The organism is Pseudomonas meliae, assembly GCF_001400515.1.
Taxonomy (GTDB): Bacteria; Pseudomonadota; Gammaproteobacteria; order Pseudomonadales; family Pseudomonadaceae; genus Aquipseudomonas; species Aquipseudomonas amygdali.
Map to the genome: position 1 here is coordinate 1 of NZ_LJQT01000451.1, position 12,117 is coordinate 12,117.

Sequence of the window (12,117 nt, forward strand, 5' to 3'; positions counted from 1 at the left end):
GAACAGCTGCCTTGCTCGGAGCTTCCCTTATGGCTGAAATGATTCAGCAAGATGCCTGGCGCGGCTGATATCGGTTTCAAAGGGAACCGTAACAGTGAACGTGCCACGTAGGATGGACACGTTCAGGACATTCCTCCCATGCCCGCCGTTGCCTCCATCGTATCGAGCCCCCGCTTGCTGGCTCGCGCTATTCAAATCGCTGTCCTCGCCCTGGGCTCGCTGTGTGTGGGTTGTCAGTCTGTGGACTACTCAGCACCCCGGCAGGAACGCAATCCGCGGCTGGTTACGGGCCTGGTCTACTGGGGAGGAGATGATCAGGAAGGTGCGCGGGCGGCAGAGAAAATTTCCGATTTGCCCGTCTATAACGGCGAGGACGTGTGGCAGCGAGTTGCGCAACGCAGCAGGCTGGCCGATGGCCAGGGTATGAATGAGCGTATCGCTCGCCAGCGCGATTGGCTGCTGAGCAATCGTGGGTTTATCAGTGGGGCAAGTGTCCGGGCCAGCCCCTATCTGCATTTTATTGTCGAGCGCCTGGACGAGCGCAACATGCCGTTGGAGCTGGCGCTGTTGCCAATGATCGAAAGCTCCTACAACCCGATGGCCAATTCACCGGCTGCGGCGGCTGGCCTGTGGCAATTCATGCCTTCTACCGGGCGCAGCTTCAATCTTTATCAAAGCGCTACGTACGACGCTCGCCGTGACGTGGTGGCCTCAAGCAAGGCAGCGATGGATTACCTGACCCGCCTGCATGATCAGTTCAATAATGACTGGCTGCTGGCACTGGCGGCCTACAACTCGGGCGAAGGCACAGTCGGCCGGGCGATTGAGGCCAATCGGCGGCGCGGACTACCTGTTGATTACTGGCACCTGAATTTGCCCAGGGAAACCCTGGATTACGTGCCCAGGCTGCTGGCGCTCTCGCTGATCGTGCGCAACGCCGCTACCTATGGTGTAAAACTCACCCCGGTCGCCAATACGCCATATTTTGACGTGGTCGAACTCAACCATGCGGTAGACCTGACCCAGCTTGCGGCCACTGCGGGTGTGGATGAGGGCCAGTTGCTGAGACTCAACTCGGCGTTTCTGCGCAAAAAAACGCCAGATGGACCAGGGCGGTTGCTGTTGCCCAAGACTCAGAAGCAAGTGCTGACAGCCGGTATCGCGCGAATAACCGGGGAATTTCCTGTGACTACGGGCACCCCTCAGCGCATTGATAAGCCTGTGGTCGAACACTTGGCATTACCCCAGACGGCACAGCCGGTGAGGGTGGTCGAGCGAACGCCGGTGCCCAGGCCAGCGCAGCCGGTTGAGGTAGCTGAACGGGCACCTGTGCCCAACCCAGTGGAACCCATGCGGGTAGCAGAGCAGTCTTCTGCGCCGCAAACACCACCCTTGGTACCGGCTGTCGAGCATAAAGAGCCGCCGATGACCCCGCGGACACCGGCAAGGGAGGCATTATCGGTGCCTAGCGTGGTACAAGCCGGGCGCTACGTGGATGACCGCTCGTCGCCTCGCAGGCGTGATGATATCGAGGATCGTACGGGCCCGCGCGAGCTGCCAAGCGGCCCGCGTATCGTGGTCTATGCCAGCGGTTCACGCTAATAACCTGCGGTTTTAAAGCCGGATGTATAGCAAAATCACCTGAAAGATGCCCTTTTTTGGTGCTTTTTCTTGTTGGCGTTTCGGTGTGACTCGCCGTTAAGACGCTATATTTCAACGCTGATACGTCCTTGTTTTTGTTCTCGTTCGTGGCAGGTAGCCGTGAACTTTTTACGCTCGCAGACTATTTTTGCTGAACTTTTTTAAAGTTTTGTAAGCTAGTGCTTACACACATTTAGAAACATTCTTCCGTGATGACGAGGTATCACCGTTCGTTATGGTCACCGCCTTTGGCGTGGTGACAGCTTGCGATTGACGGATTGTCCTACACTGAATCCTTTCAGTTAACTATCTCTTCGATCAAATTTTGAGCCCGCATGCCATGAAATCCACCCGTTCGGATAGCCGAATGGGTGGGTGGCAAAAAGCTATCTAGTTTCGAGCCCAAAAAACCGGGAGGATTTTGTAACCCTCCATGCCAAGGGTGAGCGGCGTTCGGAAAACCGAATGTATAAAAACCCATGAGTCACCCTGTCGAGCGTTACGTGTAACGTCTTCCGTTCCCCATCAGTAAGTTAAGTTTCAATGTCGAACTTTTCGTTTTGGTCGGGTAGTTTGTTAAGTTTATTTTCCTTGAAAGGGGACTGCTTGAGTATGGGTTTCCCGTTTTAATTTCTTTCAGCCCGTTATTAAGTGAGCCCTTGTAAAACGGCCTATAACGTTAAATTTATTTTTATGAGTCGAGTGACTTTTCTGTGAAGTTTTTTAATAATAAACCGTGTGGTTATATAGTTTTTTGCCAGGGTCCAGGACGGGGCAGTGCGGTTAACTCCCCGGAAGCCGGGGGGTTTAACGTTTTTTGAGCGGTAAGCGCTTGATCGGAATAGAGTATCGATAGATTAAACTAATCATCCCAACAGTCTGGCTCTATGCGGGTGTTGCTCGTCATATGACGATATTACTATGATAATAATTCTCAACTTTGTGAGCTTTTTCTCATTTCATGGGGAACTAAATTACTATATGTGTGCCTTGTAAGACGTGGTATTAATAGTCCGCTTGCCACCCACAGTGAGAGTGATCGATGAGCACAGACATTGATAAGGGCGTCCGAGAGTATTGGGACGTAACTGCATTATCCGCTGGTCATCAAATTGTAATGAACAGCGCGTTTCTTGATATGGACTTACTGCTGTGCGGGGAAACCGGGACGGGTAAAGACACCCTGGCCAATCGCATTCATGAGCTGTCCAGCAGGTCCGGGCCCTTTGTCGGCATGAACTGCGCCGCCATCCCCGAATCGTTGGCAGAAAGCCAGTTATTCGGTGTCGTCAATGGCGCATTTACCGGTGTCTGCCGCGCTCGCGAGGGCTACATCGAAGCGTCCAGCGGCGGTACGCTTTACCTCGATGAAATCGACAGTATGCCGCTTAGCCTCCAGGCCAAGTTACTTCGCGTTCTGGAGAGCCGGGGGGTCGAGCGGCTGGGCTCAACCGAATTCATTCCACTGGATCTGCGCGTGATTGCTTCCGCCCAGCGCCCTCTGGATGAACTGGTGGAACAAGGACTTTTTCGTCGCGACCTGTTTTTTCGGCTCAACGTGCTGACGCTTCACTTGCCAGCCTTGCGCAAACGTCGCGAACAGATCCTGCCATTGTTCGACCAGTTCACCCAGGAGATTGCCGCTGAGTTCCAACGTCCCGTTCCTGTACTGGACAACGGTCGTGTGCAGATCCTGCTCAGCCATGACTGGCCGGGCAACGTGCGCGAACTGAAATCCGCAGCCAAGCGGTTTGTATTGGGGTTCCCGCTGCTGGGGGCCGAGCCAATGGATGCGCGCGATCCGGTGACAGGTCTGCGCATGCAGATGCGCGTGATCGAAAAGATGCTTATTCAGGATGCGTTGAAACGGCATCGACACAATGTCGACGCCGTGCTTCAGGAGCTCGAACTGCCGAGACGTACGCTTTACCACCGCATGAAGGAGTTGGGAGTTGCTGCATAGATCGCAGCAACGGCTGGAGTCCAAAAAGCTGATGTCTCGGGGGTCATGTGATGGATCTTGATGAGGGGTTTGATGACGACCTGGACGAGGAGCGTGTTCCAAATCTGGGGATCGTCGCTGAAAGCATTTCGCAACTCGGTATCGATGTGTTGCTGTCAGGCGAGACCGGGACTGGCAAAGACACTATTGCCCAGCGCATTCACACAATGTCTGGCCGTAAAGGTCGCCTGGTTGCGATGAATTGCGCTGCGATTCCGGAGTCGCTGGCAGAGAGTGAGCTGTTTGGAGTGGTCAGCGGTGCGTACACCGGTGCTGACCGCTCCAGAGTCGGCTACATCGAAGCGGCACAAGGCGGAACGCTGTATCTGGATGAGATCGACAGCATGCCGCTCAGCCTGCAGGCCAAGCTGCTGAGGGTGCTGGAAACCCGAGCACTGGAACGACTGGGTTCGACATCGACGATCAAGCTGGATGTCTGCGTGATCGCTTCGGCCCAGTCGTCTTTGGATGATGCCGTCGAGCAGGGGAAATTTCGTCGGGATCTGTACTTTCGCCTTAACGTGTTGACACTCCAGCTGCCACCCTTGCGCACACAGCCTGAGCGCATTCTGCCCTTGTTCAAGCGCTTTATGGCCGCGGCTGCCAAAGAACTGGACGTCGCCTCTGCCGATGTCTGTCCGCTGCTTCAGCAGGTGCTGTTGGGGCATGAGTGGCCCGGCAATATCCGTGAGCTCAAGGCTGCTGCAAAGCGCCATGTATTGGGTTTCCCGGTGTTGGGTGTCGACCCGCAGAGTGAAGAACACTTGGCCTGTGGGCTCAAATCCCAGCTGAGGGCGATTGAAAAGGCCCTGATTCAACAGTCACTCAAGCGCCACCGTAACTGCATTGATGCGGCAAGCCTGGAGCTGGACATGCCACGCCGCACGCTCTATCGACGTATCAAGGAGTTGCAGATCTGATTTTTTGCAGAGCGCTGGAACCGATTTAAGGGTCGTTACCACCTATCTGTACCAAGCAATTACGCTGGTACAGACCAAGGGGTATCACGTTATGAGCATCATAAGTTCTCTGACTAACGCGGGTCGCGGTGTCGTTAACACAGTGGGTGGCGCTGCGCAGGGTATCAACAGCGTCAAGAGCAGCGCCGACCGCAACATTGCACTGACCAAAAACACGGGCAGCACTGACAGTATCGACGCTACCCGCTCGAGCATCAGTAAAGGTGATGCAAAAAGCTCCGAGCTTGACGGCACTGCGAACGAAGAGAACGGCCTGCTGCGTGAGACGAGCATGCTGGCGGGCTTCGAAGACAAGAAAGAAGCCCTTTCCAACCAAATCGTTGCGAGCAAGATCCGGAACTCGGTCGTCCAGTTCTGATTTCTTGAATGCCCCCTTCACACAGAGGGGGCTGCTACTTTGAGGAGGTTGTGATGCAGAGTCTCAGTCTTAACAGCAGCAGCACGCTGCAAAGCCCGGCGATGGCGCTCGTTGTGATCCGTCCTGAAACCGAGACAACCGGGCCGAGTACATCCAGCCGGGCGCTTCAGGAAGTGATTGCGCAGCTTGCCCAGGAGCTGACTCACAATGGTCAACTGGACGAGAGTTCGCCATTGGGCAAGTTGCTCGGCAAAGCGATGGCCGCAAGTGGCAAGGCTGGCGGCGGCCTCGAGGACATCAAGGCTGCGCTGGACGCGCTTATCCACGAAAAGCTGGGCGACAATTTTGGCGCTTCTGCCGACAACGCCTCGGATACCGGACAACCCGACTTGATGACACAGGTGCTCAATGGCCTGGCCAAGTCGATGCTGAATGTTCTTCTGACCAAGCAGGATGACGGAACTCGTTTTTCCGAGGACGACATGCCGATGCTGAAAAAGATCGCGGAGTTCATGGACGACAACCCCGCACAGTTTCCCAAACCGGACTCGGGTTCGTGGGTGAACGAACTCAAGGAAGATAACTTCCTCGACGGCGACGAAACAGCGCAGTTCCGCTCGGCACTCGACATCATCGGCCAGCAATTGGGCAGTCAACAGAATGCAGCCGGCGGTCTGGCGGGCGATAGCAGCGGTGGTGGCCTGGGCAGCCCTGTGAGCAATACGGAAAATTCGCCTGGTTCACTGGGTGATCCGCTTATCGACGCTAACACCGGCCCAGCCAGCAACAGCAATTCCAATGGTGATGTGGGCCAGTTGATCGGTGAGCTGATAGACCGGGGACTGCAATCGGTATTGGCCGGTGGCGGCTTGGGGACACCTGTGAGCACCGCCAATACTGCCCTTGTGCCTGGCGGCGAACAGCCGAATCAGGACCTGGGTCAGTTACTCGGTGGCTTGTTGCAGAAAGGTCTGGAAGCGACGCTTCAGGATGCTGGCCAGACCGGGACCGGCGTGCAGTCCAGCGCTGCTCAAGTTGCCTTGCTGCTGGTCAACATGCTGCTGCAAAGCACTAAAAACCAGGCTGCTGCCTGACTGATACCCGCCTGACGGAGAACTCAAGTGACCGTTTCCCACCTTGGTAATGTTAAAAACATCTCGCCGGAACTTGGGCAGGATGTGCCACAAGGGCTCGTTTCAGAACCTCCCCAGGCGGATGTCGATATCTTCACCGCCGCAACGCGCCCGGATAATGTTTCAAGCGGTGCACCGCTTTCCGAGCATATCGCCAGCGCGATTTCCGGCGGTCTGGGCGAAACCGAAAAAATGTCCCAGCAAGCCATGCGCTCCATGAAAAAGGCCTCGGGCAGCGGAGAGGCACTGGATATCGCGGCGATGACTCGCACATTGTCGCAATGCTCGCTGCAGACAGCGCTCACGACCAAAGTCGTCAGCAAGACTGCGCAGGCAATCGACAAGCTGACCAACCTGCAGTAGAGGTTCTCGTGAAATTTCTGAGCGCAGGGCTGCTGTTGTTTTGCATGTTGTTGCTTGGCGGGTGCAGTGATGAAACCGATCTTTTCACTGGCTTGTCCGAGCAGGACTCCAACGAGGTGGTTGCACGCCTTGCGGATCAGCACATCGATGCGCGCAAGCGCCTTGAAAAGACCGGTGTCGTGGTTACGGTCGCAACCAGCGACATGAACCGCGCCGTACGTGTGCTTAACGCTGCCGGCCTGCCACGCCAGTCGCGCGCCAGTCTGGGCGACATCTTCAAGAAAGAAGGGGTCATCTCGACTCCTCTCGAAGAGCGTGCCCGCTACATCTATGCCCTGTCTCAGGAGCTTGAATCCACGTTGTCGCAGATAGACGGTGTCATCGTGGCCAGAGTGCATGTGGTGCTGCCGGAGCGCATCGCTCCGGGCGAGCCGGTGCAACCTGCTTCCGCAGCCGTATTCATCAAGCACTCGGCTGCGCTGGACCCGGACAGTGTGCGTGGGCGTATTCAGCAGATGGTCGCCAGCAGCATCCCCGGCATGTCTGCGCAATCGGCAGAATCGAAGAAATTTTCCATCGTTTTTGTACCGGCCACCGAGTTTCAGGAAACGACGCAATGGGCCAGCTTCGGACCGTTCAAGCTCGACAGCGAAGAGTTGCCGTTCTGGCACCTGATGCTTTGGCTGGTACCGGCCGGTGTTGTCGTATTGCTGCTGATTATTGCGCTGCTGCTGCGCAGTGACTGGCGTGCCGCGCTGCTTCGTCGGATCGGGTTCGGCGCGCGGAGTCGCTCAACCGTACCGGCGCGTGCCTGATGGAGCTGATTGCCGAGGACCACTGGGTTCAATGGTGGTGCAACCCCTGGCAGTTTGCGCATCCGGACTGGCAAAGCCGTTTTGCCTTGAACTGCGGCCTGACACTCAGTGACTGTGATGGGCTGATAGCCAGTCGTCACAGCGTATTTTTGCAGAGTGTCGGCATTGAACCCGATCAACCGCCGATGCCTGCTGAGCCGGTGTTGCGCTGGCTGGCGCTGACACCTTTACAGCGTGAGCAGGCGCTGGATCTGGCCCGGCGCATCTGCTTTTGCCGAAATGAAAGCGATGGCGCTGACGGGCAATGGTGCTGGGCGCTGACCAAAGCGCTGCGTCCCGGCGTCTGGCTGGAACTTGCCAACGAAGACCCTCGCTTGCTGTTGGGGGCCTGGCTGGGGCCTGAGTATTGGTCGCGATTGCGTCTGGCCTGGGCGCCAGATGAGCTTCCCGACACCCCGTGCGAGGCACCCGAGAATAAACTTCAGACGATGTGGCAGGCCATTTTATGGCGTGTCACGGCGGTTTGAATTCGATCCGGTTCGCTCTGTATCAGGAATTCCCCATGCTCGCCAAACGCAGTATTACGCTGACTGCCACTGCGCTTCTGCCTGAACCTGTGCTGCGTCGTGAAGACATTGCCAACAGCCTGCTGGCTCGTGATGTTCTAGCCGACGCGCAGCGCCAGGCAGAGCAAATGCTGGTTCTCGAACAACAGAAGGCCGACCTTGTGCATCAGCAGGCGCTGGCCAGCTTCTGGGAAAACGCCAATGCGTTCCTCGCTGAACTGCAGGTGCAGCGTGAAGTGTTACAGCAGCAAGCAATGGCTGCCGTAGAGGAATTGCTCAGCGAGTCGCTTCGGCACCTGCTTGACGACACGACGCTGGCCGAGCGCGCCAGGGCACTGGTGAAAAATCTCGCGGCCAGTCAGCTCAACGAAGCGGTGGCGACCCTCAGCGTTCATCCCGACATGGCCGAGCCGGTCGCCGAGTGGCTGGCTGACAGCCGGTTTGCCCAATACTGGCAGCTTAAGCGCGACGCATCGCTGACCACCGAACGCCTGCGTCTGAGCGATGCCAATGGCGCGTTCGACATCGATTGGGCGACGCTGCGCAACGGGCTGGCAGGCCGTGACTCGTCTGCCTGAAACAGGCTCTTGCGCCGAAAATGGAACCGCTCCAGCCGTTTGCTCCACTCAAGGTTTGAACCTTCCTGCTGGAGTAAAAGGACATGATAAGTTTCAAATCTCTGCAAAATAACCTCGACAGCACGCTGAATCGCGCCTTGTCCGACGTGGATGACGTGCTTGAGGGTGGCAACGGACATTTCACTGCCGATGACATTGATGCCTTCGGTGAGGCAAGTCAGCAAGCCGCTGTCAGTTCCAACATCGCTGACCAGTGCCAGCAAGCCGGCTACAAAATGACCAAAAATGTCATCGATGGATTTCAGTGAGTTCGCTGAGGTCGTCGGCCAGTGGTGTGATCAGCGTCCAGCGACTGCGCTGGACTGCTGGGTCGACGACGCCAACGTCCGCCTGGAAGTGGTTGGTCATGGAATACGTTGCAGCATTGAGCTGCTCGATCCCTACGATGCCAATGACTCCCAACGCATCGAGGCGTTGCTCAGCCACGGGGGTGCCAGCCTTGCGTGTGCCTGTGATGGCGCCTTCGCCATTGATCCGCAGACCCGCTGCATAGTCCTGGTCACCTGGATACCCAACCCCTGCAACCTCGCCGATCTACTCGATCGCCTTGAAAGCCTGGCCAATCAGCGTGCGGCCTTGCTCAGCCTGATGCAGACCACCATTGGCGACATGACGCCCGCGATATCCGGGCGCACGACCCTCAATCACCGGCAACCGGGAGTTTGAAATGCGCAAGGCCTTGATGTGGTTGCCTTTATTGTTGATCGGGTTGACCCCTGTTACATGGGCGGTCACCCCCGAAGCCTGGAAACACACGGCTTACGCCTACGACGCCCGGCAGACTGAACTGACCACGGCGCTGGCTGACTTTGCCAAAGAGTTCGGCATGGCGCTGGACATGCCGTCCATTCCAGGAACGCTCGATGGCCGGATTCGTGCCCAGAGCCCGGAAGAGTTTCTCGACCGGCTTGGTCAGGAATACCACTTCCAGTGGTTTGTCTATAACGACACGCTCTACGTCAGCCCGTCCAGCGAACACACCTCGGCGCGCGTAGAAGTCTCATCCGATGCGGTAGATGACTTGCAGACGGCGTTGACCGATGTAGGCCTGCTGGATAAACGCTTTGGCTGGGGCGTCCTGCCTAACGAGGGTGTGGTGCTGGTTCGCGGCCCGGCAAAATACGTGGAACTGGTTCGTGACTACAGCAAAAAAGTCGAGACGCCGGAAAAGGGCGACAAGCAAGACATTGTTGTGTTTCCGCTCAAATACGCCAACGCGTCGGACCGGACCATTCGTTATCGTGATCAACAACTGACGGTAGCGGGTGTCGCCAGCATTCTTCAGGATTTGCTCGACACGCGTTCTCGCGGCGAAGCCATCAATGGCATCAACCTGTTGGGGCACGGTGGCGCAAATGCCGGACTCGCGGGTGGCGACGCGGACACTCAAAGCCTGCCTCTGGATTCCAGCGGCATCGATACCGGCGCCTTGCAACAGGGCCTTGATCGGGTGTTGAGCTATGGCAGCGGCAGCAAGAAATCCGGGAAAAGCCGTTCCGGTGGCCGCGCGAACATTCGTGTAACAGCCGATGTGCGCAACAACGCGGTACTGATTTATGACTTGCCGTCGCGCAAGCCGATGTACGAGAAACTCATCAAGGAACTGGACGTCTCACGCAACCTGATCGAAATCGATGCGGTGATCCTCGACATTGATCGCAACGAGCTGGCGGAGCTCTCCAGTCGCTGGAATTTCAACGCAGGCAGCGTCGGCGGAGGCGTCAACCTGTTCGACGCGGGCACCAGTTCGACGATGTTCATTCAGAACGCGGGCAAGTTTTCTGCAGAGTTGCATGCGCTGGAAGGCAACGGTTCAGCGTCCGTGATCGGCAACCCATCCATTCTTACCCTGGAAAATCAGCCGGCTGTCATTGACTTCAGCCGGACTGAATACATCACGGCGACGTCAGAACGCGTCGCCAATATCGAGCCCATCACCGCCGGGACCAGTCTGCAGGTGATCCCGCGTTCACTGGACCACGATGGCAAGCCTCAGGTGCAACTGATTGTCGACATTGAAGACGGCCAGATCGATATCTCCGATATCAACGATACGCAACCCAGTGTTCGCAAAGGCAACGTCAGCACCCAGGCCGTCATCGCCGAACATGGTTCTCTGGTGATCGGCGGTTTCCACGGGCTGGAAGCCAATGACAAGGTCCACAAGATTCCCTTGCTGGGCGACATTCCCTACATCGGCAAGCTGTTGTTCCAGTCCCGCAGCCGTGAACTGAGCCAGCGCGAACGTCTGTTCATTCTGACGCCGCGGCTGATTGGTGATCAGGTCAACCCGGCTCGCTATGTGCAAAACGGTAACCCGCATGACGTCGATGATCAGATGAAAAGGATCAAGGAGCGACGCGACGGTGGAGAGTTGCCGACCCGCGGCGATGTCCAGAAGGTCTTCACCCAGATGGTCGATGGAACTGCCCCCGTGGGTATGCGCACCGGCGAAACACTGCCATTTGAAACTGATAGCCTTTGTGATCCGGGCGCGGGGCTGACGCTCGACGCTCAACGTTCGCAGTGGTACGCCAGAAAGGATTGGGGTGTTGCGGTTGTCGTGGCGCACAACAATACCGACAAACCGGTACGTATCGACGAGAGCCGCTGCGGCGGTCGCTGGGTCATCGGTGTTGCCGCCTGGCCTCACGCCTGGCTGCAACCGGGTGAAGAGAGCGAGGTGTATATCGCTGTGCGCCAGCCACAGATATCGAAAATGGCGAAAGAGAGTCGGCCATCACTGCTCAAGGGAGCGAAACCATGAAGATCAGTAGCATTGCAGTTGTGCTGGTGCTGTTCGCTACCCTGTCGGGGTGTGCCACCCATGGATGTACGGGAGTTGCCTGCAAACGTCCGGACTCCACAAACCGCGAACTGGTCATCTGGTGGCCGCCGGACATGCGCGACGGTCTGGACGACCAGGACCACGAGCGGGATTACACAGTCGTGAAGTTAAAGGATTAGAAATGATTGAGGTAAAGGAAAAAGCGGCGTTCTACTACAACGTCGCTGCCCAAAGTCCTGCTGTCTGGCCGGTGGCAAACGGAGTGTCCTTCGTCAGTCGGCGCGAGCATCATGACTGGGGCATCGCGCTGCACATCGAAGGGCGTGCGCTGCGTCCCGAGCAACTGAGAGAGGCGCTGCAAATGAGGTTCTCAGAGGCCGAGCGGTTCCGTAACTACTTTCTGTTTCTGGATGTACAGCGTGATTTTGTAGTGTGGCATGCCGTAAGCGACGCGCCGGATGCCGTCACCAACCTGGATGACATACGGCGACATGAGTTGATGCTGGCAGGCCTGGAACACCTGGCTTAGGCAATTCTGCCAGCATGAAAGAAGACCGANNNNCTTTTTTTGGGGCAACTGAAAGAGGCAAGCTACAAGGTAAGCGTTAAGCGTCCGGGCATCACACCTTGCGTGATGAAACCGGTTGGCACTTAGAGGTTTTTCCTGGTTTCTCGATTCGGAGCCGCAGCGCGTCAAAGTCAGTTCAGGCTTGGGCAGATAGCTCACGCAGTGCTCGCCTGATAACCCCCCCGCCCGGGGATTAGCCGAGTGCTCCCCCTGAGGTACTGTGTCAAACTATGTCGTTTTTACCCGTAGCTCCTGGTTTCGTTAG

At 56.9% G+C, this 12,117-nt stretch carries 14 protein-coding genes; all 14 read left to right on the forward strand.

What is annotated here, in order from left to right; all coding sequences use genetic code 11:
* Window positions 1-138: 138 nt before the first annotated feature.
* The 14 genes from ALO64_RS20605 to ALO64_RS20670 all read left to right on the forward strand — a co-directional run bounded on the left by ALO64_RS20605 (window position 139) and on the right by ALO64_RS20670 (window position 11,813).
* Window positions 139-1,602: a transglycosylase SLT domain-containing protein gene (locus ALO64_RS20605; protein ID WP_010212821.1), complete on the forward strand. Its 1,464-nt coding sequence runs from the start codon at window positions 139-141 to the stop codon at window positions 1,600-1,602.
* 1,081 nt (window positions 1,603-2,683) lie between these two features.
* Window positions 2,684-3,604: a sigma 54-interacting transcriptional regulator gene (locus ALO64_RS20610; protein WP_011167989.1), complete on the forward strand. Its 921-nt coding sequence runs from the start codon at window positions 2,684-2,686 to the stop codon at window positions 3,602-3,604.
* A gap of 50 nt (window positions 3,605-3,654) precedes the next feature.
* Complete coding sequence (locus tag ALO64_RS20615) at window positions 3,655-4,563, forward strand: sigma 54-interacting transcriptional regulator (protein WP_002552399.1); 909 nt, start codon at window positions 3,655-3,657, stop codon at window positions 4,561-4,563.
* 91 nt (window positions 4,564-4,654) lie between these two features.
* Complete coding sequence (locus ALO64_RS20620; RefSeq protein ID WP_002552400.1) at window positions 4,655-4,981, forward strand: membrane protein; 327 nt, start codon at window positions 4,655-4,657, stop codon at window positions 4,979-4,981.
* Window positions 4,982-5,034: 53 nt separating this feature from the next.
* Window positions 5,035-6,075 (forward strand): type III secretion system effector HrpZ, encoded by a 1,041-nt coding sequence (gene hrpZ, locus ALO64_RS20625; RefSeq protein WP_044345122.1) that lies wholly within the window; start codon window positions 5,035-5,037, stop codon window positions 6,073-6,075.
* Between the two features lie 27 nt (window positions 6,076-6,102).
* Window positions 6,103-6,477 (forward strand): type III secretion system inner rod subunit SctI, encoded by a 375-nt coding sequence (gene sctI, locus ALO64_RS20630; protein WP_002552402.1) that lies wholly within the window; start codon window positions 6,103-6,105, stop codon window positions 6,475-6,477.
* 8 nt (window positions 6,478-6,485) lie between these two features.
* On the forward strand, window positions 6,486-7,292 hold the full coding sequence (sctJ, locus tag ALO64_RS20635) for a type III secretion system inner membrane ring lipoprotein SctJ (protein WP_005735154.1): 807 nt from the start codon (window positions 6,486-6,488) through the stop codon (window positions 7,290-7,292).
* Window positions 7,292-7,819 carry a hypothetical protein gene (locus tag ALO64_RS20640; RefSeq protein WP_002552404.1) on the forward strand — a complete coding sequence of 176 codons (528 nt, stop codon included), beginning with the start codon at window positions 7,292-7,294 and terminating at the stop codon, window positions 7,817-7,819. Before sctJ ends, ALO64_RS20640 begins: the two co-directional genes overlap by 1 nt.
* 35 nt (window positions 7,820-7,854) lie before the next feature.
* The gene (sctL, locus tag ALO64_RS20645) at window positions 7,855-8,436 is read left to right on the forward strand and encodes a type III secretion system stator protein SctL (protein ID WP_002552405.1); all 582 of its coding nucleotides are present in this window, start codon (window positions 7,855-7,857) and stop codon (window positions 8,434-8,436) included.
* 83 nt (window positions 8,437-8,519) lie between these two features.
* A complete protein-coding gene (locus ALO64_RS20650; protein WP_002552406.1) occupies window positions 8,520-8,744 on the forward strand; it encodes a type III secretion protein in 225 nt (74 codons plus the stop codon).
* The gene (locus ALO64_RS20655) at window positions 8,731-9,162 is read left to right on the forward strand and encodes a type III secretion system protein HrpG (RefSeq protein ID WP_002552407.1); all 432 of its coding nucleotides are present in this window, start codon (window positions 8,731-8,733) and stop codon (window positions 9,160-9,162) included. Before ALO64_RS20650 ends, ALO64_RS20655 begins: the two co-directional genes overlap by 14 nt.
* Before the next feature lies 1 nt (window position 9,163).
* Window positions 9,164-11,263, forward strand: coding sequence for a type III secretion system outer membrane ring subunit SctC (sctC, locus tag ALO64_RS20660; RefSeq protein WP_002552408.1), 2,100 nt, complete (start codon window positions 9,164-9,166; stop codon window positions 11,261-11,263).
* Window positions 11,260-11,463, forward strand: a complete 204-nt coding sequence (gene hrpT, locus ALO64_RS20665; RefSeq protein WP_002552409.1) for an HrpT family type III secretion system protein — start codon at window positions 11,260-11,262, stop codon at window positions 11,461-11,463. Before sctC ends, hrpT begins: the two co-directional genes overlap by 4 nt.
* 2 nt (window positions 11,464-11,465) lie before the next feature.
* Entirely contained in the window at window positions 11,466-11,813 is a 348-nt protein-coding gene (locus ALO64_RS20670; protein WP_002552410.1) for a hypothetical protein, read from the forward strand.
* Window positions 11,814-12,117: the final 304 nt, after the last annotated feature.